The 26,245-nt window shown below is 64.0% G+C and carries 25 protein-coding genes; 15 read left to right on the top strand and 10 right to left on the bottom strand.

All coding sequences use genetic code 11. From position 1 onward, the window contains the following. The first annotated feature begins 2 nt into the window (after nucleotides 1-2). On the top strand, nucleotides 3-776 hold the full coding sequence (locus CH285_RS18000) for an LLM class flavin-dependent oxidoreductase (protein ID WP_032389034.1): 774 nt from the start codon (nucleotides 3-5) through the stop codon (nucleotides 774-776). Between the two features lie 26 nt (nucleotides 777-802). Here the strand turns inward: CH285_RS18000 and CH285_RS17995 are convergent, their stop codons facing one another. Continuing rightward, nucleotides 803-1,798 (bottom strand): MBL fold metallo-hydrolase, encoded by a 996-nt coding sequence (locus tag CH285_RS17995; RefSeq protein WP_230597367.1) that lies wholly within the window; start codon nucleotides 1,796-1,798, stop codon nucleotides 803-805. Between the two features lie 9 nt (nucleotides 1,799-1,807). Continuing rightward, nucleotides 1,808-3,130: a malate dehydrogenase (quinone) gene (mqo, locus tag CH285_RS17990; RefSeq protein WP_052066482.1), complete on the bottom strand. Its 1,323-nt coding sequence runs from the start codon at nucleotides 3,128-3,130 to the stop codon at nucleotides 1,808-1,810. Nucleotides 3,131-3,200: 70 nt separating this feature from the next. On the opposite strand from mqo, the gene CH285_RS17985 reads away from it, so the two are divergent. The 3 genes from CH285_RS17985 (at nucleotide 3,201) to CH285_RS17975 (ending at nucleotide 7,332) form a co-directional block, all read left to right on the top strand. Beyond that, nucleotides 3,201-3,863, top strand: coding sequence for a TetR family transcriptional regulator (locus CH285_RS17985; RefSeq protein ID WP_052066481.1), 663 nt, complete (start codon nucleotides 3,201-3,203; stop codon nucleotides 3,861-3,863). A 95-nt stretch (nucleotides 3,864-3,958) separates the two neighbouring features. Further along, entirely contained in the window at nucleotides 3,959-5,398 is a 1,440-nt protein-coding gene (locus tag CH285_RS17980) for a gamma-aminobutyraldehyde dehydrogenase (protein WP_032389032.1), read from the top strand. Then, nucleotides 5,395-7,332 (top strand): primary-amine oxidase, encoded by a 1,938-nt coding sequence (locus CH285_RS17975; protein WP_094643903.1) that lies wholly within the window; start codon nucleotides 5,395-5,397, stop codon nucleotides 7,330-7,332. The genes CH285_RS17980 and CH285_RS17975 overlap by 4 nt, the downstream gene beginning before the upstream one ends. Nucleotides 7,333-7,460: 128 nt before the next feature. On the opposite strand, the gene CH285_RS17970 is transcribed toward CH285_RS17975, so the two are convergent. From CH285_RS17970 to CH285_RS17960, 3 genes are all read right to left on the bottom strand, one after another. Further along, nucleotides 7,461-7,889 carry a hypothetical protein gene (locus CH285_RS17970; RefSeq protein WP_037219569.1) on the bottom strand — a complete coding sequence of 143 codons (429 nt, stop codon included), beginning with the start codon at nucleotides 7,887-7,889 and terminating at the stop codon, nucleotides 7,461-7,463. A gap of 223 nt (nucleotides 7,890-8,112) precedes the next feature. Then, on the bottom strand, nucleotides 8,113-8,634 hold the full coding sequence (locus CH285_RS17965) for a hypothetical protein (protein ID WP_094643902.1): 522 nt from the start codon (nucleotides 8,632-8,634) through the stop codon (nucleotides 8,113-8,115). Continuing rightward, nucleotides 8,631-8,843 (bottom strand): helix-turn-helix transcriptional regulator, encoded by a 213-nt coding sequence (locus tag CH285_RS17960; RefSeq protein WP_027498412.1) that lies wholly within the window; start codon nucleotides 8,841-8,843, stop codon nucleotides 8,631-8,633. The genes CH285_RS17965 and CH285_RS17960 overlap by 4 nt, the downstream gene beginning before the upstream one ends. A 181-nt stretch (nucleotides 8,844-9,024) precedes the next feature. Here CH285_RS17960 and urtA point away from each other — a divergent pair, with 181 nt between their 5' ends. From urtA to CH285_RS17930, 6 genes are all read left to right on the top strand, one after another. Then, the gene (gene urtA, locus CH285_RS17955) at nucleotides 9,025-10,302 is read left to right on the top strand and encodes an urea ABC transporter substrate-binding protein (RefSeq protein ID WP_032369802.1); all 1,278 of its coding nucleotides are present in this window, start codon (nucleotides 9,025-9,027) and stop codon (nucleotides 10,300-10,302) included. 72 nt (nucleotides 10,303-10,374) lie between these two features. Beyond that, nucleotides 10,375-11,259, top strand: coding sequence for an urea ABC transporter permease subunit UrtB (gene urtB, locus CH285_RS17950; protein WP_027498414.1), 885 nt, complete (start codon nucleotides 10,375-10,377; stop codon nucleotides 11,257-11,259). Continuing rightward, a complete protein-coding gene (gene urtC / locus CH285_RS17945) occupies nucleotides 11,256-12,347 on the top strand; it encodes an urea ABC transporter permease subunit UrtC (protein WP_032369803.1) in 1,092 nt (363 codons plus the stop codon). Before urtB ends, urtC begins: the two co-directional genes overlap by 4 nt. Further along, complete coding sequence (gene urtD / locus CH285_RS17940; protein WP_027498416.1) at nucleotides 12,344-13,174, top strand: urea ABC transporter ATP-binding protein UrtD; 831 nt, start codon at nucleotides 12,344-12,346, stop codon at nucleotides 13,172-13,174. Before urtC ends, urtD begins: the two co-directional genes overlap by 4 nt. Next, nucleotides 13,167-13,859 carry an urea ABC transporter ATP-binding subunit UrtE gene (gene urtE / locus CH285_RS17935; RefSeq protein ID WP_032365166.1) on the top strand — a complete coding sequence of 231 codons (693 nt, stop codon included), beginning with the start codon at nucleotides 13,167-13,169 and terminating at the stop codon, nucleotides 13,857-13,859. Before urtD ends, urtE begins: the two co-directional genes overlap by 8 nt. 11 nt (nucleotides 13,860-13,870) lie before the next feature. Continuing rightward, nucleotides 13,871-14,617: a GntR family transcriptional regulator gene (locus tag CH285_RS17930; protein WP_080729159.1), complete on the top strand. Its 747-nt coding sequence runs from the start codon at nucleotides 13,871-13,873 to the stop codon at nucleotides 14,615-14,617. Here CH285_RS17930 and CH285_RS17925 read toward each other — a convergent pair. Beyond that, nucleotides 14,544-15,473 carry an ABC transporter substrate-binding protein gene (locus tag CH285_RS17925; protein ID WP_094643901.1) on the bottom strand — a complete coding sequence of 310 codons (930 nt, stop codon included), beginning with the start codon at nucleotides 15,471-15,473 and terminating at the stop codon, nucleotides 14,544-14,546. The two genes, CH285_RS17930 and CH285_RS17925, sit on opposite strands and share 74 nt — an antisense overlap. A gap of 109 nt (nucleotides 15,474-15,582) precedes the next feature. Between CH285_RS17925 and CH285_RS17920 the strand changes: the two genes are divergently transcribed. The 3 genes from CH285_RS17920 (at nucleotide 15,583) to CH285_RS17910 (ending at nucleotide 18,071) form a co-directional block, all read left to right on the top strand. Beyond that, nucleotides 15,583-16,143 (top strand): carboxymuconolactone decarboxylase family protein, encoded by a 561-nt coding sequence (locus CH285_RS17920; RefSeq protein ID WP_027498420.1) that lies wholly within the window; start codon nucleotides 15,583-15,585, stop codon nucleotides 16,141-16,143. Further along, a complete protein-coding gene (locus tag CH285_RS17915; RefSeq protein WP_255032288.1) occupies nucleotides 16,140-16,904 on the top strand; it encodes a class I SAM-dependent methyltransferase in 765 nt (254 codons plus the stop codon). Before CH285_RS17920 ends, CH285_RS17915 begins: the two co-directional genes overlap by 4 nt. A 117-nt stretch (nucleotides 16,905-17,021) precedes the next feature. Beyond that, a complete protein-coding gene (locus CH285_RS17910; RefSeq protein WP_032369805.1) occupies nucleotides 17,022-18,071 on the top strand; it encodes a M48 family metallopeptidase in 1,050 nt (349 codons plus the stop codon). Nucleotides 18,072-18,141: 70 nt separating this feature from the next. On the opposite strand, the gene lpdA is transcribed toward CH285_RS17910, so the two are convergent. Beyond that, nucleotides 18,142-19,557: a dihydrolipoyl dehydrogenase gene (lpdA, locus tag CH285_RS17905; protein WP_032365160.1), complete on the bottom strand. Its 1,416-nt coding sequence runs from the start codon at nucleotides 19,555-19,557 to the stop codon at nucleotides 18,142-18,144. 114 nt (nucleotides 19,558-19,671) lie between these two features. On the opposite strand from lpdA, the gene CH285_RS17900 reads away from it, so the two are divergent. Beyond that, the gene (locus CH285_RS17900) at nucleotides 19,672-21,741 is read left to right on the top strand and encodes a prolyl oligopeptidase family serine peptidase (protein ID WP_094643900.1); all 2,070 of its coding nucleotides are present in this window, start codon (nucleotides 19,672-19,674) and stop codon (nucleotides 21,739-21,741) included. Nucleotides 21,742-21,743: 2 nt separating this feature from the next. Here the strand turns inward: CH285_RS17900 and CH285_RS17895 are convergent, their stop codons facing one another. The 3 genes from CH285_RS17895 to ppk2 all read right to left on the bottom strand — a co-directional run bounded on the left by CH285_RS17895 (nucleotide 21,744) and on the right by ppk2 (nucleotide 25,750). Further along, on the bottom strand, nucleotides 21,744-22,760 hold the full coding sequence (locus tag CH285_RS17895) for an alpha/beta hydrolase (protein WP_032389022.1): 1,017 nt from the start codon (nucleotides 22,758-22,760) through the stop codon (nucleotides 21,744-21,746). Nucleotides 22,761-22,887: 127 nt separating this feature from the next. Continuing rightward, nucleotides 22,888-23,721 carry an alpha/beta hydrolase family protein gene (locus CH285_RS17890; RefSeq protein ID WP_027498426.1) on the bottom strand — a complete coding sequence of 278 codons (834 nt, stop codon included), beginning with the start codon at nucleotides 23,719-23,721 and terminating at the stop codon, nucleotides 22,888-22,890. 1,084 nt (nucleotides 23,722-24,805) lie between these two features. After that, nucleotides 24,806-25,750: a polyphosphate kinase 2 gene (ppk2, locus tag CH285_RS17885; RefSeq protein ID WP_045840630.1), complete on the bottom strand. Its 945-nt coding sequence runs from the start codon at nucleotides 25,748-25,750 to the stop codon at nucleotides 24,806-24,808. A 281-nt stretch (nucleotides 25,751-26,031) separates the two neighbouring features. Here ppk2 and CH285_RS17880 point away from each other — a divergent pair, with 281 nt between their 5' ends. After that, nucleotides 26,032-26,238 carry a PspC domain-containing protein gene (locus CH285_RS17880; protein ID WP_027498428.1) on the top strand — a complete coding sequence of 69 codons (207 nt, stop codon included), beginning with the start codon at nucleotides 26,032-26,034 and terminating at the stop codon, nucleotides 26,236-26,238. Nucleotides 26,239-26,245 lie beyond the last annotated feature (7 nt).

Below are 26,245 nucleotides of genomic sequence, written 5' to 3'. Positions count from 1 at the left end.
CCATGACCCGAATCGGCGTTGTACTCAGGCCCGAGATCGCCCCGGAGGCGCTGGTCGACGCGGCTCGCGCAGCCGATGCCGCGGGCGTCGACGAGGTCTGGCTGTGGGAAGACTGCTTCTTCTCCGGCGGGCTGTCCACTGCTGCACTGATTCTCGCGAGCACCGATCGCGTGAACGTCGGCATCGGGGTGTTGCCAACTCCGATGCGGAACGTGGCGTCGACGGCCATGGAGATCGCGACCGCCGCTCGGGTCCATCCGGGCCGGCTCCGCGTGGGGCTCGGCCACGGCGTCCAGTCGTGGATGGGCCAGATCGGCGCGCGAGTGCAGTCTCCGCTGACGTTGCTCGACGAGCAGATGACGGCGCTCACCGCGCTGTTGGCGGGCGAGAGCGTCACCGTGCAGGGTCGGTACGTCTCGCTCGACAATGTGCAGCTCGATTGGCCTCCGCTGCAGGCACCTCCACTGCTCGTCGGGGCCACGGGCCCGAAAACCCTTGCTCTGAGCGGCCGCAGGAGTGTCGGCACCATTCTCACGAGCGAGACGGACCCGGATCAGCTGCGGACTGCCGTCGGGCATATCGCCGCAGGGCCGGGTCACGACATCGTCGTCTATGTCGCCGTCGGATCCGATTCCGATGCCGCCATGAGCAATCTGCAGCGCTGGATCGATGCGGGCGCGACCACTGTCGTACTCGAACCGACTGCAGAACAACCGGATCCGACCCCACTGTTCGCACACGCCGCGTCCTTGACAAAGGAGTTCGGAGCCCGGTAACCAGCAATCTCACCGAAAGTCTGACACTAGCGCTCCCGCAGATAGCGTCCCGCGTCGGCGAATGCGCGTGCTCGACGCGTCAGCGTGGGTGGCGCAGCGGGTTCGCCTCGCCACAGGCGGTAGAGCGTGCTCATGCTGAGGATGAGTCGCTCGGGCGAATCCCAGTGCGCGTAATGGCCGAATTCGGGTGATTTGAGCAGGTTCAGGGCGGCCTCGGTGGAACCGAGTCCCGCGTCGAAGCACGCTCGTCCGGCCTCGCCGACCCAGGTCCAGTAGCTGCGCACGGCGCGTATTTCGTCGGTGCCGCACAGGGGTCCGTGGCCGGGAACGTACAGGTCGGCGTCGAGTTCGAGGAGGTGGTCGAGGGCGTCGATCCAGTTCTGCAGCGGGCCGTGCCAGAGCACCGGGGTGGCGTCGATGAAGAGCAGGTCGCCCGCGAACACGACCCCCGCGTCCGGGAGGTGCGCGATGAGATCGCCTTCGGTGTGCGCCGGACCGAGGTAGCGCAGGTGAACCAGTCGTCCTGCGACATCGATGGTTTCGGTGGTTTCGAAGGTGTGATCAGGCAGCCGGGGCAGCGCCGACGGAAACAGCGCATCGCCGCGAACACGGTCCATGTAGGAGCCCATCGCACCGATCGGTCCCGGCACCCAGCCGACTGCCTTGCCGAAGGACGCGAATGCGGATACACCCTTCGGCGGAGTCTCCTCCTTCATCGCGTGCAGCGACGCCGCACTGGTGGTGATGCGTGCGGAGGCGGGCACGCTGTCGTTACCCCACCAGTGATCACCGTCCGAATGCGTGTTGAGGACCTCGGTGATCGGTGCGGCGGCAACCAACTCGGCCGTGTCGGCGGCAACCCTCTCGGCCCAGTTCACGTCCCAGACGGTGTCGATCAGCATCGACGCCGAGCCGGGTGCCACGACGAGCCCGGTGTTGGTCTGACCCCAACTGCCCGGTGGACGCATGAAGGCCCAGGTGTCGTCGGCGATCTGCTGGTATCCCACCTCGGTGTTTCGCACTGCCACAGGCTATCCGCTGAGCATCTCCTGCAGTCGACCATTCCACTGGCGCTCCGGAAAACATCGACCCAATACCTCCAGCATGATGGGAACAGCGGTGGAGGCGCCGGGCGATGCGCCGAGCACGGCGGCGATGGAGCCGTCCTGCGACGCGATCACCTCCGTGCCGAAACGCAATTGCCCGTTCACGACGATCTGGGCGCGCTGTCCGGCGGGGACCACGGACCAGTCCGACGGATCGGCATTCGGTACGAATTGGCGCAACGCAGCGATCTTCTTGGCTCGGGTGGCCGTCAATTCCGACAGCAGCAGACCTATCAACGGCGTGTTGTTGCCTGCCATCGACAGCAGTGACCCGATGTTGTGCCGGTCGATCGACGTCGGGAAGTCGAGCCACGATCCGTGTTTCAGAAACCGAGGATTCGCGCCGGCGTACGGTCCGAAGAGTATGGACCGCCGCCCGTCGACGATGCGGGTGTCGAGATGGGGCACCGACATCGGAGGCGCTCCGATGGGCGGAGTTCCGTAGACCTTCGCGTCGTGCCTGTCGACCACCTCGGGCCGATCACAACGCAAGAACTGCCCGCTGATCGGTAGTAGTCCGTAACCGCGGGCCTCGGGAATCCCTGCTGTGCGCAACAGCTTCAGAGCCCAGCCACCGGCACCGACGAACACGAAGCGCGCGCGCTCGATCGATCGGCCACCGCGCACTCGCAGGGACCAGGATCCGTCCCGTTCCTGACTCATCCCGGTTACCTCCTGCCCGGTCTCCACGCGCGCACCACGTCCACTCATGTCCCCCAGCAACTGCCGCGTCAGTGCACCGAAGTCGACGTCGGTTCCGGTCGCATCTCGGGTGGCGGCCCAGTCGCCTGTTCGTCCCGCCGACACCAGCGGTGCCCACTCGTCCAGTACCGCAGCGTCTTCGGTGTACTCCATGGCTCGAAACAGCGGATGCGCCGTCAACGCTCGATGCCTGGCCTGCAGCGATCGGACGTTATCCGCCCCCTGCACCAGAGTCATGTGCGGCACCGAACGTACGAAGCTGGTGTCGGCCAGCGTCGACCAGAAGCGTCGCGTCACGGCGAACTGCTCGGCGATCGCGACGGCCCGGTCGATATCGACGGAGCCGTCGAATCTCTCCGTCGTGTAGTTGGTTTCGCACAGGCCGGCGTGGCCGGTCCCGGCATTGTTCCACCCGTCGGAGGCTTCCATCGCTACCTCGGGCAATCGCTCGAGGACCCGAATCGACCAGGTCGGCTCCACACGTTGCAGCAGCGTGCCGAGCGTCGCGCTCATCACCCCACCGCCGACGAGGATGACGTCGTCCATCGTGCACCCCTTTCTCGTACTAAGTACAAGTCACGCTAACACCGACTCGTACGCCTGTATAGTTCTGCCGGTGCCTCGCTTGACCAGGACTGCCGTCGTCGACGCCGCGCTCGAAGTCGCGTACCGACGCGGACTGGACTCGCTCACCATCCGCAAGATCGCCACCGAACTCGGCGTCTCTCCCATGGCGATCTACTGGCATGTGAAGAACAAGGACGAACTGCTCGACGCCATGGGCGACCGCGTCTGCCAGGATCTCGAGATCACCGTCGATCCCACGGCATCGTGGTGGGAGCAACTTCGCACCGTGCTCGAGGACTTCATGCGCGCTTTGCGCGCACATCCCGGAGCAGCGACCATCGTCGTTCCACGAATGCTGTTCTCGCCCAACAGCAGAGCGGCAATGGAGCTCAGCCTGAGACTTCTGGGCGAGGCCGGCTTCTCCCTGTCCGACGCCACCCAGCTGGCCCGTCACGGCGTTCGAGTCGCTATCTCGTTGATCACGGAGCCCCTGTTCACCGGTGTGGATGTCGAGCCGGAGCGTCGGGCACACGTCGAGCACGAAGTGGCGGAAACGATGAACTCCCTCGATCCCGACGAGTTTCCCAACATCCTCGCCGCAGCCTCGTATCTGAGCGACGTCAGTGCACGGGCAGCGTTCGAGAGGCTCGGTCTGGACACTTACATCGCCGGTGTCAGGGCTCTGGCCGAGAAGACCGACGTTTCGTCCTGACTGCTCGCGTCGTCGTGTACATCTTGTCGGGTGGCAAAGTCTCGTCCGCGGGTGCAGGCTTTGCAGAACCGAAATAGTCGACGCTAGGGGTTGTGATGACGGTGCCTGTCCTGCAGAACTACATCGACGGGGCATTCGTGACGCCCTCGGGTACCGAGATGCTCGATGTCGTCAGTCCGGTGGACGAGTCGGTGGTCGCTCGAGCCCCGATTTCCGATGCTGCCGATGTCGATGCCGCAATGTCGGCTGCCGCCAAAGCTTTCGAGACCTGGGGCAAGACGACTCCGAGTGAGCGGCAGAAGGTACTGCTGAAGCTCGCCGATGCCATCGAGGCCCACAGCGACGAGATCGTCGAGGCGCAGAGTCGTAACACCGGTCAGCCGAAGGCCACCATCGCCGCCGAGGAAGTCACCGTCGGAGCAGATCAGATTCGGTTCTTCGCCGGGGCTGCACGGATGCTCGAAGGCAAGTCGGCCGGCGAGTACATGGACGGGTTCACCTCGTACGTACGCCGCGAGCCGATCGGCGTCGTGGGGCAGGTGACGCCGTGGAACTACCCGTTCATGATGGCGATCTGGAAGATCGGGCCTGCGCTGGCAGCCGGCAATACCGTCGTCCTCAAACCGAGCGACACCACCCCCGAGAGCACCCTGGTGCTGGCGAAGCTGTCCAAGGGCATCGTCCCCGACGGGGTGCTGAACATCGTGCTCGGCAACGGCGGCACCGGTGCCGCCATCGTCGAGCACAAGACGCCCGGCCTGGTCTCGATCACCGGTTCGGTGCGGGCAGGCATCGCCGTCGCCGTCGCCGCTGCCAAGCAGCTCAAGCGCGCGCACCTCGAACTGGGCGGCAAGGCACCGGCCATCGTGTTCGACGACGTCGACATCACCAAGGCCGCCGACGGCATCGCTGAGGCCGCGTTCTTCAACGCCGGCCAGGACTGCACGGCGGTCACTCGCGTGTTGGTTCACGAGTCGGTACACGACTCGCTCGTCGACGCACTCGTCGCCAAGGCGAAGACACTGAAGGTCGGATTGCCCGATGACCCCGACACCTTCCTCGGCCCGCTGAACAACGTCAACCACTTCGGTCAGGTCAGCTCCAAGGTCGACGGTATCGGCGCGCACGCCACCATCGTCACCGGTGGAAAGCGCATGGGCGACAAGGGATTCTTCTACGAGCCCACGATCATCACGGGCGTGCAGCAGTCCGATCCCATCGTGCAGGAGGAGACGTTCGGCCCGGTGCTGACGGTGCAGAAATTCTCCGACGAGGCAGAGGCGATCGAGCTGGCCAACGACGTCGACTTCGGTCTCGCGTCGAGCGTCTGGACGTCCGATCATGCTCGCACGCTTCGTATTTCGGCGGCTCTGGACTTCGGTGCCGTCTGGGTCAACTGCCACATCCCGTTGGTGGCCGAGATGCCGCACGGCGGCTTCAAGTACTCCGGTTACGGCAAGGACCTCTCGGCCTACGGCGTGGACGATTACACCCGCATCAAGCACGTGATGAGCTCGACGGAGACCATCGCATGACATTCCATCCCCTGGACCCACTCTCGAGCGACGAGTTCTCTACCGTCGCCGAGGTTCTGGGCCGGGAACACGGTGTCGGCGACGGGTGGCGATTCGCCTCGATCGAGATGATCGAACCGTCCAAGTCCGAGGTCGCCGCATTCGATGCGGACGGTACCGTCCCCGCCCGTCGCGCAGTCTCGGTGGTGTTGAACCGCGCCGAGAACAGCACGTTCAAAGCCGTGGTGTCACTGGACAACAGGAGCACCGAATCCTGGACCCACATCCCGGACGTGCAGCCCAACTTCACCGTCGACGAGTGGGAAGAGGCCGACGCGGCGCTGCGTGCACACCCCGATGTGATTGCCGCACTTGCCGATCGCGGGATCACCGATCTCGATCTGGTGTTCATGGACACCTGGACGTACGGCGAGGCGGTGACGCCCGAGAAGTACAAGGGTCGACGCCTGGGCTGGTCCGACACGTGGGTCAAAGCCGCCGAGGGTGCCAATCCGTACGCGGGTCCGGTGGGCGGCTTCCACTGCGTCATCGACGCCAACACGATGGAACTGCTCGAAATCGAGGACACCTACCGCGTCGAGCGGCCGGAGATCATGGGCGAGTACGTGCCCCGCCATATTCCGGAGCGCATCCGTAACGCCAGCAGCCGTCCGCCGCTGAAGCCGCTCGAGATCACCCAGCCGGACGGCCCGTCGTTCGAGCTGGACGGCAACAAGCTGACGTGGCAGAACTGGTCGCTGCGCGTGGGGTTCAACTACCGCGAGGGCATGACGCTGCACGCGGTCACCTACGACGACAACGGGAACGTGCGATCCGTCGCGAACCGAATGTCGTTCGCGGAGATGGTCGTTCCGTATCGTGACCACACCGAGGACCACTATCGGCGCACCGCATTCGACATCGGCGAGTGGGGCCTGGGCTTCATGACCACCTCGCTCGAGCTCGGCTGCGATTGCCTCGGTGAGATCCGGTATCTCGATGCCGTGCTGCACAACAGCAAAGGCGAGCCGTACACGATCACCAACGCGATCTGCATCCACGAGGAAGACAACGCGGTGCTGTGGAAGCACGTCGATCACGACGCCGGGGCAGAGGTGCGTCGGATGCGCCGTCTCACCGTCAGCTTCCACGCCACCGTCGCCAACTACGAGTATCTCGTCTACTGGCGCTTCTATCAGGACGGCAACATCGAGTGCGAGGTGCGCGCCACCGGCATCATGGTCGTCACCCACTTCGAGGAGGGCGGCACCCATCCGTCGGGCACGCTGATCGACAATCGCACGTATGCGCCGTACCACCAGCACTTCCTGGTCGCCCGGCTCGATCTGGACATCGACGGCACCGAGAACACCGTCTATTCCAGCCAGACCCAGATGGTGCCGATGGGTCCCGACAATCCGTACGGCCTGGCCCTGACACAAGTGAACACCCCGCTCACCACCGAGTCCGAGGGTAAGCAGGATTACGACTGGAACACGCAGAAGGCGTGGAAGGTGGTCAACGACAACGTCACCAACGGTCTCGGCACCCGGCCCGCGTACAAGTTGGTGCCCGGCTCGGCGATTCCGGCGATGTTCGATCCGACGTCGCCGATCTTCCAGCGTTCCCAGGTGATCGGTCACACCGTGTGGGTCACCCCCAATTCGCCCGACGAGCGTTGGCCCAGTGGCGAGTTCGTCAATCAGAGTGGCGTCGACCATGGCCTCCCCGAGTGGACCGAGAAGAACCGTTCGATCGAGAACACCGATGTGGTGGTCTGGTACACCTTCGGCATCCATCACATCACCAGGCCCGAGGACTGGCCGGTGATGCCGTCCGACACCGTCTCGTTCTGGCTCAAGCCTTTCGGCTTCTTCGACCGCAACCCCTCGCTCGACGTCGCACCATCGGAGCCGAAGCACTGCCACACCGATCCCGGCAGCACCTGTCACTGACTGGCGCGACCTGACGGCAGCGAGGACCGACAACGAAGCGAAGCGGCGCGTAGCTCACCTGAGCTACGCGCCGCTTCGCTGTGTTGAAATGACCGGGCCTTGCGTCCCGCCTAGGAGCTGTGTCCGGCCTACGAACTACGTCGGACCTCGAACTGCTCGCCGACGACAGCAGTCTGCGATTCGGTGACGCAATCCAGGCGTCCGTCCAGACGCAGCGAGACGTTGTACTCACCCGGCTTGAGCGCGAACGTGGTGATGGAGATGCTTGTCGCGTTGTCTTCCACGACGACGCGTGGGCTCAGCGACAGCATGCCGTTGTGCAGGACCTCGCATACCTGACCCGGAAAAACGTTGTCCACATCGACGGTGATGGTTCTGGGGCCGCCCAGAACCTCGATCGTGGGAGTGCTCGACCCTACGAGTCTGAGGTAGCTCTTTTCTCTGCGCACGGTCTCGACTTCCCTGTTTGCATGCTCCACCGGAGGGTGGACGCCCGACACGGTCTCGTTGGTACTTCGTGGCGCGACGGAGGACGGATTGGTATTACACGTCGTCATCGCCGTCCACCCGAGCCTCCCTTTACATCGAACGTGCATCCGTCCGCGTTACCGAAACCGCCGCCGAACAGCACCCCTACAGCCGCAACACCGGGAAATCGCGATGTCATCGGTCAGAACATACCCTCCGGCCTGCAAATCTGCGAAACGGAGACGGTCCAACCGAAGCCTTTACGCATCCTTGCACCCTGTAACAGATCGTGCGACACATTCGAGACCCAATTCATTCGTCCGTATCGAAAGCCCGCTGCTCGGCCAGCTCGGCGGCATGCTCGGCCTTTCGCTGTTTCCGCTGCTTGCGCTTGACGCCCACTACAGCGCCGGCGATGCCCAGCGGTACACCGATAGCCGCCCCGATCCAGACGGACCCGAGATCGCCGCTCACGTAGCGACCGAGCAGCCGTACGAACGCTCCACCCACACCCAGCAAGTACAGAACGATGAAGACCGCAAATCTCGCGCGGAGCCATTGCTGAGCGCTCTGCACTTCGACCCCCCGAGCTCGGGCGTACCCAATTACCACGTAGGAGACAGCAAGGAGAGTGACGATGATCCCGATTGCGATCCATGCCCCGGTGATACCCGCCGCGTACGGCAGGATCGCCGCCGAGATGAACCCAATCCACAGCAAACACTGCAAGCCGACGGCCGAGGCCTCGTTGTAGATGTCGCGTTGTAGTTCGTCGGCGTAGAAGTCGTCGTCCAGGTCTCCCACGAAGCGGGCAGCTTTGGTGAATGCGCTCATGTTCGTTTCCCTTCGTCGTCGCCGAACAGTGTTTCGACTGTCGTGTCGAGTGCTCGGGCCAGTCGCAGTGCCAGGTACACGCTCGGTGCGTAGTCGCCGCCCTCGACGGAGACGATGCTCTGCCGGCTGACTCCGCAGATGGTGCCGAGTTCGGCCTGCGTGATGCGTGCCTGTTTGCGATGCGCGCGAACGTTGTTGGATCCGGGCATGACAAAAAGTCAACTCTGCTTGTCACAGAATGTCAAGCAGTCTTGTCATTCGCTCGCCTTTACCTACTCGTAACGCGAGAAACAGACTCGTCACCGCAGAAAATACCAACGCAATAAGTTGCCTTTACTGTTCGCAATCGCGAATACATCTCCGTATACACACTTTCCGAAAGGGCCGTAGATGCCTGCTGTCTCGAAGCGCATGTCCGTCAAGCGCGTCATGGTCGTTCCCGCAGCACTGGCTGCATTGAGCCTGGTTGCCACTGCATGCGGTAGCAAGGCGAGCGACACCACCACCGCCGAGGGCGGCGGAGGCTCGTCCACCTCGTGTGTGGACACCTCCGGTGACACCATCAAGGTCGGCTCGCTCAACTCCCTGTCCGGCACGATGGCGATCAGCGAAGTGACAGTGCGTGATTCGATCGCACTGGCCGTCGAGCAGATCAATGCGGCAGGCGGCGTCAACGGAAAGCAGATCGAGGTCGTCGCAGAGGACGGCGCATCCGAGCCGACCGTGTTCGCCGAGAAGGCCGAGAAACTCATCAGCAGCGACTGTGTCGCAGCAGTTTTCGGTGGCTGGACGTCATCGTCGCGCAAGGCGATGCTGCCGGTGTTCGAGGACAACGACGCACTCCTCTACTACCCCGTGCAGTACGAGGGCCTCGAGGCGTCGAAGAACATCTTCTACACCGGAGCCACCACCAATCAGCAGATCATCCCGGCCCTGGACTACCTGAAGGAGAAGGGCGTCAAGTCCCTCTACCTGGTGGGCAGCGACTACGTGTTCCCGCAGACCGCCAACCGCGAGATCAAGGCGTATGCGGCCGCCAACGGTATCGAGATCAAGGGCGAGGATTACACCCCGCTCGGTTCGACGGACTTCTCCACCATCGTCAACAAGGTGCGCTCCGCCGACGCCGATGCCGTGTTCAACACGCTCAACGGTGATTCCAACGTCGCATTCTTCCGTGAGTACACCAACGCCGGTCTCAAAGCTGCTGACATGCCGGTCATCTCGGTGTCCATCGCCGAGGAAGAGGTGGCGGGCATCGGAGCCGCGAACATCGCGGGCCAGCTGACTGCCTGGAACTACTACCAGACCGTCGACAGCCCGGAGAACACCAAGTTCGTCGCCGACTACAAGGCGAAGTACGGAGCCGACAAGCCCACCTCGGACCCCATGGAAGCCGCGTACACCTCGGTATACCTGTGGAAGAACACCGTCGAGAAGGCAAATTCGTTCGCGGTGGCCGACATTCAGGCCGCAGCCGACGGTGTCAGCTTCGCCGCTCCCGAGGGCGAGGTCGTCATCGACGGCGACAACCACCACATCTCCAAGACCGCCCGCATCGGTGAGATCCGGCCCGACGGCTTGATCTACACGGTGTGGGAGTCCCCCGAGGCCATCGCTCCCGACCCGTTCCTCGAGACCTACGACTGGGCCTCCGACCTCAACTGACCACCACCCATGTGAGTGGAACTTCGTAGCCTGCTACGAAGTTCCACTCACATGCTCCGAAGGAGCTCCCCCATGGACGTCGTGATCGGACAGTTGTTCACCGGCCTGTCGATCGGATCCATTCTCTTGCTCGCCGCCCTCGGGCTCTCACTGACGTTCGGTCAGATGGGCGTCATCAACATGGCACACGGCGAGTTCATCATGGCCGGCTCGTACACGGCTTACGTAGTGCAGCAGATCGTCTCGACCGGCGGCGCATCACTGTTCATCTCGCTCATCGTCGGCTTCCTCGTCGGCGGCGCAATGGGTGTGCTGCTCGAGGTGACGCTGATCCAGCGCATGTACCACCGTCCACTGGACACCCTGCTCGTCACGTTCGGCGTCGGGCTCATCCTGCAGCAGCTCGCTCGCGACATCTTCGGTGCCCCGGCGGTCAACGTCGTCTCGCCGGAATGGCTGAGCGGCGGCGTCGACATCCTCGGTGCCGTGGTGCCCAAGACCCGAATCTTCATTCTCGTGCTAGCGGTCGTCGCCGTTGTCGCACTGTCGATCGCGCTGAAGAAGACCGCAATGGGTCGACGCATCCGCGCGGTGGTGCAGAACCGCGATCTCGCGGAAACCTCGGGCATCTCGAGCCGCCGGACCGACATCTCGACGTTCTTCCTCGGCTCCGGTTTGGCGGGTGTCGCGGGCGTGGCACTGACTCTGATCGGATCCACGAGTTCCACTGTGGGACAGAGTTATCTGATCGACGCCTTCCTGGTGGTCGTCGTCGGTGGACTCGGCCAGATCAAGGGCGCGGTGATCGCCGCCTTCGCCCTCGGGATTCTCAACTCGTTCATCGAGTACAGCACGACGGCCTCGATCGCCAAGGTCATCGTCTTCGTCCTCATCGTGATCTTCCTCCAGGCCCGCCCGCAGGGCTTGTTCGCCGTCAAGACAAGGAGCCTGGTATGAGCGAGTTCATCGCCAAGCGCGGCGCTTTGCTGGGTTTCGCGCTCGCCGCAATCCTGTTGTTCGCTGTGGCGCCCGCTGTCCTCAGCGACTTCCGGTTGAATCTGCTGGGCAAGTTCCTCTGCTACGCAATCGTGGCTGTCGGTATCGGATTGGCCTGGGGCCGAGGCGGAATGCTCACCCTCGGCCAGGGTGTCTTCTTCGGCATCGGTGCCTACATCATGGCCATGCATCTGAAGATCTCCGACGCCGATCTGCGCGGCGACGCGGTACCGGACTTCATGTCCATCGCCGGTATCCGTGAATTGCCCTCGTACTGGCTGCCGTTCACCTCGCCCATCACGACGATCCTGGGCATCCTGTTCGTGCCGGCGCTGGTGGCGTTGGTGCTCGGCCTAGGCGTGTTCAAGCGTCGCGTCAAGGGCGCGTACTTCGCGATCCTCAGTCAGGCACTGGCCGCCGCCTTCGCGATCCTGCTCATCGGACAGCAGACCACCGGTGGATCCAACGGGCTCAACAGGTTCCGCACGTTCTTCGGGTTCAACCTCAACGACCCGGCCAACAAGCAGATGCTGTTCTTCATCGCTGCCGGCGTACTGCTCGTCGTCGTCGCCATCACCCGCCAGCTGATGTATTCGCGCTACGGCGAACTACTGGTCGCCGTCCGCGATCAGGAAGAGCGAGTGCGCTTCCTCGGCTACGACCCGGCGAACGTCAAGATCGTCGCGTACGTCGCCGCAGCGTTCTTCGCCGGTCTCGCCGGTGCGCTGTTCGTCCCGATCGTCGGCATCATCTCCCCCAACGACGTCGGCATCGTTCCGTCCATCGCGTTTCTCATCGGCGTCGCCATCGGCGGCCGCACCACCCTGCTCGGCCCGGTTCTCGGCGCGCTCGGAGTCGCGTGGGCGCAGACCACGCTGTCCGAGCAGTTCCCGTCCGGTTGGACGTATGCGCAAGGTCTGCTGTTCGTCGTGGTCGTCGGATTCTTCCCCGCCGGCATCGCCGGACTCTTCGCACTGCGCAAGCGAAAGAAAGAGCCCGAATCGGTCCCCGAGGCCAGCGCGGAACCAGAGAAAGAGCTCGCACGATGATCCATGTCGAAGGCCCGCAGCCCACGTTCGGCGGCAACGCCGGCATGTCCAGTCAGTACCTCGAAGTCCGCGATCTGACAGTCAGTTTCGACGGCTTCAAGGCCAACACCAACGTCGATCTGACGCTGATGCAGGGCGATCTTCGCTTCCTCATCGGCCCGAACGGAGCCGGCAAGACCACGCTGATCGACGCCATCACCGGTCTCGTTCCGGCCACTGGCTCGGTCACCAAGTCCGGAGTGGAACTGCTGGGCAAGAAGGTGCATCAGATCGCGCGCCTCGGCATCGGCCGAACCTTCCAGACCGCCAGCATCTTCGAGAATCTGACGGTGCTGCAGAACCTGGACATCGCCGCCGGATCCGGACGATCGGTGCTGACGATGCTGCGCCGTCGGGCATCGGTTCTGCCCCAGATCGAGGAGGCCCTCGAGACGATCGGTCTGACGGCCCAGAGAGACAAGGCCGCAGGAATTCTCGCGCACGGCCAGAAGCAGTGGCTCGAGATCGGAATGTTGTTGGTGCAGAACGCCGATGTGCTTCTGCTCGACGAGCCGGTCGCCGGCATGAGCCACGAGGAACGTGAGGAGACGGGCCAGCTGCTGCAACGCATCGGCGGTGAACGGACCGTGGTGGTGGTCGAGCACGACATGGACTTCATGCGGATGTTCGCGACCTCGGTGACAGTGCTGGCGGCCGGACGCGTTCTGGCCGAGGGCACCGTGGCCGAGGTGCAGGCCGATCCGAAGGTTCAGCAGGTCTACCTCGGCACCGCCGCGGCGGGCGAGGAACTCGAGCACATCGCAGAAGAGGGAGCCGATCATGCTTGAACTGGTCGACGTCAGAACAGGTTACGGCCGCAGCGAGGTCGTTCACGGTGCGTCGCTGACGGTTCCGGCCGACGGTGTCGCGGCGGTGATGGGCCACAACGGTGCGGGCAAGACGACGCTGCTGCGCGCGGCGGTCGGGCTGTTGAAAGTGAACTCGGGCAAGGTCATGTTCGACGGTGAGGACGTCAGTGCGTTGCGGCCCAGCGCCCGCGTCGCCCGCGGACTGGCGTACGTGCCACAGGGCCAGCAGTCGTTCGGTCAGTTGACGACAGCGGAGAATCTGCAGGTGGTGGCCGACGGGCGCAGGCGCGGCAAGGCACTGATCGACGAGGCACTCGACCTCTTTCCGGCGCTGAAGGAATTGCTGAATCGCAGAGCCGGCCTACTGTCCGGCGGCCAGCGCCAACAGCTCGCCATCGCACGAGCATTGATCACCGAACCGCGGATGCTGATTCTCGACGAGCCGACCGAGGGTATTCAGCCGTCGGTCGTCGCCGAGATCGAGCGCACCGTCATCGAGCTCACCCGCCGCGGCGGTCTCGGAGTTCTGTTGGTGGAGCAGCACATCGGCTTCGCATTGGAATCTGCCCAGAAGTACTACATTCTCGAGGCCGGCCGGATCACGTCCACCGGTGTGGGCGGATCCGATTCCGAGGCCGACGTGCGCGCAGCCATGGCGATCTGACCGGGCGTATCGTGCCGCGCAAGGACCTTCGCGAGAAGGTCTATTCGTCACTGCGCCGGGATCTGATCTCCGGTGCGATCGGCTCCACGGAACGGCTCGGCGAGGAGAGTCTCGCCGAGCTGTACGGCGTCTCGCGCACGCCTGTGCGGGAGGCGCTGGCACGTCTGCAAGCCGACGGTCTGGTCGTGCGCGACGAGGCCGGTCTGCATCCCTATCGTCCCCGGCTCGGCGACCTACCGGATCTGTACGAACTGCGGTCGACTCTCGAGTCCCGCGGAATCACTCGCTCGACGCCGCAGTCCTTCGATCGGGCGGCCTTGTCGGCGTTGGCGGTGACGTGGGCCGGGTTGCGTGCGCACCCACCGGAGACCACCGACGACATGGTCGCCATGGACGAGCAGTTCCATGTCGCGTTGTCGGCCGCTTCGGGCAATGCGGCTCTGACCGAGGCCCTGTGCGCCGTCAACGCCAAGGTGCGGCCCGTGCGCATTCTCGGTGGTCTCGACGCCTCGGCCGTGGTCTCGGCGATCGATGAACATCTCGCGATCGTCGAGCACCTACTGGCCGGGCAGCTGGACACGGCGCTGAATATGCTTGTTGCACATATCGATTCGTCCCGCGACCGAGTGGTCGAGCGCGCCCGTCAGGCAGCGGCGTTGGCCGGCGCGGTCCGAATCTGGCGCGTCAGTTGGAAGCCGACAGAATACGATCGATGTCGTCTAGCACGGTTTGCCCGCCCATGGGCCCGACGCCGGTGATCCAGTAGGACAGGTCCACCGCATGCGGATTGGGCAGTGTCGCAGCGTTGTCGGTGATCGACGCCGGGATTGCGCCGGGGTCCGACGGGTTGTCGGCGGTGACGACGATCAGGTCCGCGGCCGCCTGAGCCGCCAGCTCGGGAGAGAGGTCGACCGAGATCTCGTCGGTCCATTCCGGCCGCGGCGGGGTGGTGAATCCGGCGCATTCGAGCGTGCTTCCGGCGAACGACGACGGCCCGTACAGGGTCAGCTCACCACTGCGCGGCCTGATCAGTTGCGCCGTTTTCCCGGCGGTGTCGTGCTTTTCGGCGATCTCGGCGCACCGGTCGTCGTATGCGGTGAGCAGTTCCTCTGCCTTCGCCTCCTTGCCGAGAACGCGCCCGACGAATCGGACACTGTCGCGCCACGGATCGGACTGGGAGGCGATGAACACCGTCGGCGCGATGGCGGAGAGTTGGTCGTAGTACTGCGCGTGCCGAGTCTCCGTCCCGAGAATGAGGTCGGGTTGCGCGGCCGCGATGTCCTCGATGGTCGGTTCGGCCACCGTGCCGACCGTGGCGATGCCGGCCGCTTCCGTACCGAGATAGGGCGGCACACCGGCGGTTTCGCTGAGCACCGCCGTGCCGACGGGCACGATGCCGAGCGCGACCGTGGTGTCGAGTTCCACCGGTTCCAGGGTGACGACCCGCAGAGGATTGTCGGGAACGTCGATCGAGCCTCGAACGGTCTCGACCGTTCGAGTCGCTTCGCCGGCCGAACCGTCGGCGGTATCGGCCGACGAGCATGCCGTCGCTCCTGCCGCCACCGCGAGCGCGGTGATGGCCAACGCTGTCAGACCGAGCTTGAACTGCACCACTTCGAGGGACCTCCGGGTAGAACAATGCGAGACACAAAGGAGGTTAGCCTACCCTCCAGATCATCACCCCGCCGCGTCCCCGAGCGGCGGAGCTACCAGTCGGTAAGATGTGATCGTGACCACTCCACGCATTCCGTCCGGTACCGCCCGCACCCTCGGCCCCGTCAACTGGGTCATCTGCAAGGTCATCGCCAAGGGCGCAGGAGTACCCAACCCCCACCTGTTCACCACTCTCGGTCGAACCGGCGGCCTGTACCGGGCGTGGCTGTTCTACAGCGGCCATCTGATGCCGGGCGGAAAGATCTCCCGCAAGGAATCGGAAATGGTGATTCTCCGGGTGGCGCACCTGCGCGAATCTGCATACGAGATGGACCACCACATCCGCCTGGGCCGTCGAGCCGGCATCGACCGAGACCTGCTCGAGCTGATCATGACCGGCCCGCACGCCCCTGGGCTGTCGACTCGCTACCGCACCATCCTCACTGCCGTCGACGAGCTGATCGAGACCAAGACGCTCACCGACGCCACGTGGTCCGAACTGGCGACCCAGTTCGACGAACGTCGCCTCATCGAATTCGTCTTGCTGGTCACCCAATACGACGGGCTCGCAACCACATTGGGCACCCTCCGCGTCGAACGCGACTACGGCGACCGGCCGCCACGACGATGAACGAGACACCCGAGACTGCACTGCGCCGCGCTCTGGCGATGATCGAACCGGAGTCGGTGCGCACGAGCGCCCGGATCGACGGCGGCTACGTCGAACTCATGGGCAACGCCAAGGCCCCCAATCCGACGATGGCCAGCCGAGCGATGAACAACCGCGGTGTCGCGGCGATCTACGAGAACATCTGGCGACCGTTCGGAGTATCGATGATGGGAATCGGCGGGCTGCCCATGTCCGCCGAACGCGCCAAGGCCGTCGCCGACCTGCGGTTACACGGGCCACAGCGAGTCCTGGACGTCGCCTGCGGCCCCGGCAACTTCACCAGGTTCCTGTCGGAGCAGCTGACCGAGGACGGTATCGCCGTCGGCTTCGATATCTCCGAGGCCATGATCGCTCGCGCAGTGCGCGACAATCGGGGGCCGCGTGCGGCATACGTTCGCGGCGATGCGGCCGAACTCCCGTACGCCGACGCGACATTCGACGCCGTATGCTGTTATGCCGCACTGTATCTCGTGCCACATCCACTGCAGGTGGTCGACGAGCTCATCCGCGTCCTGCGACCGGGTGGACGCATCGCCATCATGACCAGCTGTGAACTGGGCCTGGCACCGCTGCGTACCGTCGTCGGCCTGGGATCTGCCGCCGTCGGTGTGCGGATGTTCCCGAAGGGGCAGTTCACCGAGATGTTCGATGCTGCGGGCATGACCGACATCGAGCAGGACATCCGCGGTCTCGCCCAATTCGTCAGTGCCACCAAGAATTAGCGCTACCGACCCTGCTGTACCCCCGGCGATGCGAGACCTGACCGTGGTCAAGAACGAACCGGAAGGGCTTTTTACTGATACTTTGGCAAACAGACCGATCAGACTGGGAGCCACACAGTGACACACGCACCGGACCGTACTCGTATCGAGTTTCCCGATATCTCTTCTCGCACTTGGGAACACCCTTCGGACCGAGCAGCCTTGGTCACTCTTCGTACCCTCAAGGGCTTCGACACGGTGCTGCGAACGCTGTCCGGACTGCTGCGCGAGAGACAGCATCGCCTGATGTACTTGGCCACCGCGGTGCGTGTCGACGAACGCCAGTTCAAGGATCTGAACGATCTTCGAGCCGATTGTGTGCAGATTGTCGGCGCGGAGGAAACTCCGGAGCTGTTCGTGGTTCAGTCGCCGATAGTCAACGCGTTCACCATCGGGATGGATCGACCGTTCATCGTCCTGACCACCGGCATGCTCGACATCATGACCTACGAGGAACAGCGATTCGTCGTCGGCCACGAACTGGGCCACGCCCTGTCCGGCCACGCGGTGTACCGCACCGTTCTCATGCACCTGATGCGCCTCGCCGGCACGGTCGGCTGGGTTCCGGTGGGCGGCTGGGCCTTGCGCGCGGTGATCGCGGGACTGATGGAATGGCAGCGCAAGTCCGAATTATCCGGCGACAGAGCAGGTTTGCTGTGCGGACAGGACGTGCACACCGCGATCAGCGTGCAGCTCAAGTTGGCGGGCGGCGCACGTATCAGCGAAATCGACGTCGACGCCTTCCTCGCTCAGGCCGCCGAGTACGAGGCCAGTGGAGACCTGCGCGACGGCGTGCTCAAGCTGCTCAATCTCGAACTCCTCTCGCACCCGTTCTCGGTGCTGCGCGCTGCGGAGCTGAAGAAGTGGGTCGACAGCGGCGAGTACGCGGCGGTCCTCCGCGGCGACTACCCGCGCCGGTCCACCGACGACGAGGCCAAGGTGTCGGAGGAGTTCCGTAACGCGGCCCGCACGTACAAGAACAACTTCGACACGTCGGAGGACCCGCTGATCAAGACGGTCCGCGACATCGGCAGCGGCTTCACCGGTGCCGTCGACGCCGTCGGCAACGGAATCGGCGACGTGGCGTCGGACATCAAGGGCCGATTCGACCACTGGCGAAAGTCCTAGCACCCCAGAACTAAGCGAACGGCGGCGACCACCGAGGTGGTCGCCGCCGTTCGTCGTTCTACAGCAGAGATCAGAAGTTGATCATGTGGCCTGCGAGGCCGTGGATCGCTTCCTGCAGTGCCTCCGACAGCGTCGGGTGCGTGTGGACGTTGCGGGCCAGCTCGTTGACCGTCAGGTCCCACTTCTGGGCCAGGGTCAGCTCCGGCAGCAGCTCCGAGACGTCCGGTCCGATGAGGTGGCCACCGAGCAGCTCACCGTGCTCGGTGTCGGCGATGAGCTTGACGAAGCCCGTCGCGTCGCCCAGGCCGTGTGCCTTGCCGTTGGCGGCGAACGGGAAGTTCGCGACCTTGATGTCGGATCCACGAGCCTGCGCTTCTTCGCGGGCCTGGTCCTCGGTGAGACCGAAGCTCGCGACCTGCGGCTGGCAGAACGTGGCGCGCGGCATCATGCGGTAGTCGTCGATCGGCAATGTCTCTGCGCCGCCGATGGTTTCGGCAGCCACCACGGCCTGCGCCTCCGCCACGTGGGCGAGCTGGAGCTTGGCGGTGACGTCGCCGATGGCGTAGATGTGCGGGACGTTGGTCTGCATCGTGTTCGTGATGCCGATGGCACCGCGATCGGTGAGCTCGACACCGGTCTTCTCGAGACCGAAGCCCTCGACGCGAGGCGCGAATCCGACGGACTGCATCACCTTGTCGACGGTGAAGGTCTCGCTCTCACCGGACTTGTTGTGCTTGATCTCGACGGTGACCTTGGAGCCGTCGTCGTCGATGCTCTGCACACCTGCGCCGGTGATGACCTTGACGCCGAGCTTCTTGTACTGCTTCTCGATCTCCTTCGAGACGTCCTTGTCCTCGTTGGGGAGCGCGCGATCGAGGAACTCGACGATGGTGACGTCGACTCCGTAGTTCTTCAGGACGTACCCGAATTCCATACCGATGGCACCCGCGCCGACGATGAGGATCGAGCCCGGCAGATCCTTGGTCATGATCTGCTCTTCGTACGTGACGACGTTCTTGCTGAGCTCGGTTCCCGGGAGCAGCTTGGTGGTGCTGCCGGTCGCGATGATCGCGTTGTCGAACGTGATCGTCTCGGTGCCGCCCTTGGACAGTTCGACCTCGATGGTGTTGGCATCGGTGAACGTGCCCTGGCCGTCGTACTCGGGGATCTTGTTCTTCTTCATCAAGAAGTGGATGCCCTTGACGCGTCCGTCCGCGACCTTGCGGCTGCGGTCGAATGCTGCCCCGAAGTCGAAGGATGCTTCACCCGAGATACCGAACAGCTTGGCCTCTTTGGTGAAGAGGTGCGCCAGCTCGGCGTTACGGAGAAGCGCCTTCGAGGGGATGCAGCCCACGTTCAGGCACACACCGCCCCAATACTTCTTCTCGATGATGGCAGTGCTGAGTCCGAGTTGTGCCGCGCGGATAGCAGCGACGTACCCACCGGGACCGGCTCCGAGGACAACGACGTCATAGTGTGAGGTCACGAGTCCCCAGCGTAGTCGTGCCCTCCGACACTGTCTCGACCTGGTCTTCGTTACCAGCCGGTAGCCTCGCACGCGTCCTGCACCCGACCGCACGTGTGCTGCTAGAACTGTGCCATGGCTTTCTCGGACGACCCGTACCTCTGGCTCGAAGACGTCACCGGCGACGACGCACTCGCGTGGGTACGCGAGAAGAACGAGGTGACGATCCAGGCGCTGGCAGGCGAGCGTTTCGACGCCACCGTGGCGGGTGTACGCGAGATTCTCGACACCGATGCGCGGATCCCGTACGCACGCAGGCGCGGGCAGTTCCTCTACAACTTCTGGCGCGACGCCGAGCACATCCGCGGGGTGTGGCGGCGCACCACGATGGACGAGTACCGCACGGACGAACCCGCATGGGACGTCCTGCTCGATCTCGATGCCCTGGCCGCCGACGAGGGCGAGAACTGGGTGTGGGGCGGCGCTCAGGTACTGCGCCCCGACCAGCTGCGCGCTCTGGTGACGCTGTCCCGAGGCGGTGCCGACGCGACGGTGGTACGCGAGTTCGATCTCGACTCCCGCACGTTCCGCGCTGCGGAGGACGGCGGTTTCACGCTGCCCGAGGCCAAGACCGACATCGGCTGGATCGACGCCGACACCGTGTTCGTCGGCACCGATTTCGGACCGGGGTCCCTGACCGAATCCGGCTATCCGCGGATCACCAAGAGATGGCACCGAGGCACCCCGCTCGCCGACGCGGAGACCGTCTACGAGGGCGAATCCCAGGACATCTCGATCTCCGCGTGGCACGACCGCACGCCGGGATTCGAGCGCGACTTCGTGCAGCGGTCCACCGACTTCTACAACTCCGAGACCTACGTGCTCGACGGTACGGCGGTGACCCGCATTCCGACGCCGACGGACGCATCGACGTCGGTCCACGAGAACTGGCTGCTGGTTCGGACGATGACCGAGTGGACCTACGACGGTGTCACCCATCCGGCGGGCGCTCTGCTCGCGGCCGACTTCGACGAATTCATGAGCGGCACAGCATCTCTGACGGTTCTGTTCACTCCCGACGAGCACACATCCCTGCATCAGTACGCCTGGACCGAGAATCATCTGCTGCTGGTGACGCTGCAGGATGTCCGCACTCGTCTGCATGTGCTCACCCCTCGTGCGCGTTTTGCGTACCTGGAGGGGCGCAAAACGCGCACGACGGAGTGGGACACGGCCACCGTCGACGGGCTGTCGGAGTTGGCGTCGACCGAGATCATCGGTACGGACGCCGAGGAGAACGGGGACGAGTTCTTCCTCGGCTCCTCGGGTTACCTCACCCCGGCGACGCTGCTGGTCGGCACCGTCGGCGGCGCGCTGGAGGTACTGAAGCAGGCTCCCGCTTTCTTCGACGCGGACGGCATGACGGTGGAGCAGTTCTTCGCGGAGTCGGACGACGGCACTGCGATCCCCTACTTCGTCGTCCGACGCGGCGACGCAGGCCCCGGCCCGACACTGCTGTACGGCTACGGCGGCTTCGAGATCTCGATGACGCCCGGCTACAGCGGAGCAATGGGTCGAACGTGGCTCGAACGCGGCGGCACCTACGTCGTTGCCAACATCCGCGGCGGCGGCGAGTACGGACCGTCCTGGCACACCCAGGTGTTGCGGGCGGGCCGGCATCTGGTCCACGAGGACTTCGCCGCGGTCGCCCGCGACCTGGTGGCCCGCGGGATCACCACCGCCGATCGCTTGGCCGCCCAGGGCGGCAGCAACGGTGGCCTGCTGATGGGCATCATGGAAACGAAGTACCCGGAACTGTTCGGGGCGTTGGTATGTCAGGTCCCGCTACTGGACATGAAGCGGTACCACCTGTTGCTCGCGGGAGCATCCTGGGTGGCCGAGTACGGCAACCCCGACGACCCCGCCGAATGGGAGTTCATCTCGCAGTACTCCCCGTACCAGAACGTCGTGGCCGCGTCCGAGCGGAAGTACCCACCGATACTCATCGCCACGTCCACCCGAGACGATCGAGTCCATCCCGGTCACGCGCGCAAGATGGCTGCGCGGCTGGCCGAGCTCGGTCAGGACGTGTGCTACTACGAGAACATCGAGGGCGGCCACGGCGGGGCGTCGGACAATGCGCAGCTGGCTTTCAAGACCGCACTGACGTACGAGTTCCTGTGGCGGCAGCTCGAGAGCCGGTGATGTCAGTCGGCCAGAGCCTGCTCGAACATCGGCCAGGAATTGTGGAGATCGTCCTGCCAGTATCCCCAGGAGTGCGTGCCGCGTTCCCGTAGCTCGAAATGAGCTGGGATATCCAGCTTTTCGAGCGCGCTCTTCAGTCGACGGGTGCAGTCGCCGGTGGCGACCTCGATGGCACCGCCCACCACCATCTGGTTCAGCAGCACGAAACCGGGGCCGTTGGGGTTGGTTCCGTCGAAGGTGTCCGATGCCCCCGCCAGGCCACTGCCGTTGGAGATGTACAGCGCGGTGCCGCGCAACTTGTCGGCGTTGACGACAGCGTCGTTGTGCACCCAGTCGGGGTCGTCGTCCGGGCCCCACATGTTCTTCACGTCGGTTCCGAGCGCCATCGATACGACGGTCTTGACGTACGCGCGGCCCAACGGATCGGTGGTCGAGGCGCAGCCGCTGTAGGAGCCGACCGCCCGGAAGAGACCGGGGTTGTGCGCCGCCAGATTGAGCACCGACGTCGCAGCCATCGAGATTCCGGCAATGACGTTGCGGCCGTTGGTCTTCAGCAGTTGGTCGACGAGTGGAGGCAGTTCGCGGGTCAGGAAGGTCTCCCACTTGTTGCGGCCGAGCACGCGATCGTCGTGCTGCCAGTCCGTGTAGTAGGAATAGGCGCCGCCGACGGGAGTGACGACATTGACGTTCTTGTCCGCGAAGAACGACACGACATCGGTCTGGGTGTACCAGTCCATACCGTCCACCCCACCGCCCGCGCCGTTGAGCAGATACACGGTGGAGCTCGGTTTCGCGCGGTCCGGAGAGCGAAGGATCTTCAGCGGGATGGTCCGATCCATCGCGGCCGAATGCACGAACGCCGTCATGGCGACGGCGTCGGTCTCCTCCGTTCGCACCACGTACGACGTCGACGCGTCGGGCGCGGCGAGGGCCGTGCCCTGCGAGGCCGACGCAGCGATACACGCGGCCACGAGCACAGCCCTACCGATCCGACGAGCTGTAGCCCCCAGGCCGTTCATACACGTGCTCGCTATCTTCGGCAGAACAGAAGTTGAGTCACTAGCGTTGTACACCAGAACGGGCGCGGAGTTGGAACTTATCGCATGAATTAATCCAAACGACCGTATCGTTCGGCACGGGGTTGTGTCAGCGGTGCATCCACCGCTCGACCAGGTCGGCCACCGCTGTGGGATTGCGGATCCACCCGTTGTGGCCCAGCGGCTCGTCGATGTGTTCGGTGGTGATGTCGGCGTTGGCAAGCTTGGCCGTCAGATTCTCCATCGACCCCTTGGGGGCCAGATCGTCGCCCTCGATGGTCACTGCCAGCACCGGTAGGGTCAGCCGGCCCATCCGTTCCTCGTAGTCGATGTCGGCACCGGCCGGCTCGATCGAGCCCGTTCGGGCGAACCTGGACCAGTCGTCGATCAACACTCGTGATTGACGACCGAATCCGCCGACCCCGATGCGGTCCCCCGGCCAGAATCCGGCGATGTTGCTGGTGATCGCCATCGCCGCCGCGCCGAAGTACAGCGGGACCCCGCGAGTGGTGCCGAAACCGCGGTGGTACGGCGACCCGGATGCCACCAGGATCAAGCCACCGAGCCTGCCTCGAATTCGGGCTGCGTACATCGCGCCCAGTTGTCCGCCCATACTGTGGCCGAGCAGATACGGGGTTGCGGCGGGAAACTGCTCGCGCACCACCTCGAAGATCGCCGGAAAGTCGACCGAGACCAGTTCCTGATAGCCGTACCTGCTCGACGAACTCGGCTTCGGCTTACTGTCCCCCTGGCCCCGAAGATCGCCGATCGCAGCATGGAATCCGCGGGCGACGAGCGCTTCGGCGAACAGCCGGTAGTAGCCGCCGGGGATGCCGAGACCCGGGAGAACGACGATGACGGGCGCATCGTCTCGGCCCTCACTCGGAAACAGCGTCACCGGCACCGTCGAACCGTCGGGCATCTGAATCGGAACCGTCTGCATCGGCCAACCCTATGACGGTGCGACCGCACCTTCCCCAGGGCACTACCTCACAGGATGATCGGGTGGTAGCTACCGGTCGACCAGCTGAACCAGAACAATTGACTGTTGATGAATCCGACTACGGCTTCGAGCATGGCACCACCTCTATTACCGTCGATACCGAGCGCATCGAGGATGAGGTTCAGGTCTACCCGGTCGGCGGCGAATCATCGACCGCTGGAGGATATTTCGGTCGACCGAATGACACTTCGAAACCACGAAAACCGGGCCCGACGGTAGTCGGGCCCGGCTTCGGGGTCGCGCTTCAGCTGGGGAGCGTGCCGGGGATGTTGACGACCGAACCTGTTCCTTCGGAGCTGCCGACAGCGAGCAACTGCAGCAACAGCGAGAGAAATTCCATCAAAACTCCTTCGAGAGAGGGGGATTCGCCGCCGACGCGGCGTCGCGAGCCTTACTGTTCATCGATTCGGCTCCGGTCGGCCGTCCTGGCCGAGGCCTACGGCGCGGAGCCGGGATGTCAGTCGGAGGAAGAACTGATACCCGAGAAGAGCTGGATGAAGATTGCCAAGAGGTCACCGAGTTCAGCGGACATGCGACAGGCTCCTTGTTGTTCGAGGGATGTGCAGATCGAACGTGACGGTCGTCACTCGATTACCTCTGCATGAAGATTTCTACCCGAACGGATAACGTTTCGTACACGCATTGGCATCGAAAAGTCAGAAATCTTGGTGAGCTGTCACAAAACGGTCACGGAGACGAAAAGTCGCGGCCGCCCCCGACAGCGACCGCGACTCGTGGACCGACGAATTACGCGGCGCTACCCGACGTCAGCACGCCGACGATCTGCTCGACGATCGCGTCGACGATGCCGTCGTAGACTCCGGTTGCAATGTCGGTGATGAACTGCGCAGCTGAACCCATGAGAACTCCTGATGCTCGTCTCTTCGTACAGCCGTAGGTAATACGGCCTACCACTTTCCTACCGCAACCACCGGCGCGGTGCACAACGCGGCACGAACTCGCTGCGCGGATACCGAAGCGACGCAGGACGTTCACCGAGCAGACCCCGGTATGTAGCCCAGAATTATTCTCCGAGCACGTCTTTCGCGCGTCCGACGAGCAGCGGGTCTGTTTCGCCCACGATCTCGGAGTCCTTGTTGGCGTAGTCGAACTTGTTGAGCACGAACCGCATCGCGTTGATCCGCGCGCGCTTCTTGTCGTTGCTCTTCACCACGGTCCACGGTGCTACGTCGGTATCGGTGGCGCGGAAGTTCTCTTCCTTCGCAGCGGTGTACGCATCCCACTTGTCCAGTGACGCAAGATCCATCGGCGACAGTTTCCACTGCCGTACCGGATCCACCTGCCGGATCGCGAAGCGAGTGCGCTGCTCGTGCTGCGACACCGAGAACCAGAACTTGGTCAAGCTGATGCCCTCGTCCACCAACATCTGCTCGAACAGCGGTGCCTGCCGAACGAATTGTGCATGCTGCTCCTCGGTGCAGAACCCCATGACCCGTTCGACACCGGCACGGTTGTACCAAGACCTGTCGAACATCACAATTTCGCCGGCCGCAGGCAGATGCCCGATGTACCGCTGGAAATACCACTCCGTCGACTCCCGCACCGACGGCTTCTCCAACGCGACGACGCGTGCGCCGCGGGGATTGAGGTGCTCCATGAACCGCTTGATCGTGCCGCCCTTACCGGCGGCGTCGCGACCCTCGAAGATGATGACGTGGCGTCGTCCGGTGTCCTTGGACCACATCTGCAGCTTGAGCAGTTCGATTTGCAGCAGCCGCTTTTCGAGTTCGTACTCGGCGCGGGTCATACGCTCGTCGTAGGGGTAGTTCTCCCGCCACGTGTCGACGACGTGACCGCCCGGGACCGTCAGCAGCACCGGGTCGTCGTCATCGGAGTCGTCGACGACGAACCCCGAAGTATCGGCAAGATCCACGGCGGTCGTGATGTCCCGCACGTCGCTGAGATTCTTGCGTGCAGCCACGCCGTTGCGGAGATCGAAGTCGGTCATGCGCCGAAAGTTAGTGCTCATCGGTGACCGGTCCATGGCGATTCGGTGAACACCGAGCGCAACCGGACGCATCGGACACGCTTCCGGTCTGCAAGGGGGACGGACCGGAAGCGACCGACACTTCCGACCGTAATCCTCGCGCCGACAACAGGTCGAGTGTCTGCGGCGTAAAAGTCACCGAACTTGTTCGGCGACCCCTTTCTCGATCGTTCGATTCTCCGGGTCGATATGGGTGAAAGCCCCGATGTGCCCACAGGCGTCGGCGACGCAGACTTCTCACCATGACATTCGAGAGCAATTCCCCCAGAGAATTCACCCTGTCCAACTCGCAGAAGATGATCGGAGGCGTCTGCGGCGGTATAGCCGACTACTTCGGTTGGGACGTCAACCTCGTTCGCGTCGCCACCGTCGCCGGTGCAGTGCTCAGCGGTGGCACAGTCGTGCTGATCTACCTGGCGGCCCTGATGCTGATGCCGCGCCGCCCGTGAGCTCCCG

The organism is Rhodococcus sp. 05-2256-B1, assembly GCF_002258465.1.
Lineage (GTDB): Bacteria > Actinomycetota > Actinomycetes > Mycobacteriales > Mycobacteriaceae > Rhodococcoides > Rhodococcoides fascians.
Note: the sequence above shows the minus strand (reverse complement) of the source record. Positions and strands in the feature narration are given on the sequence as shown.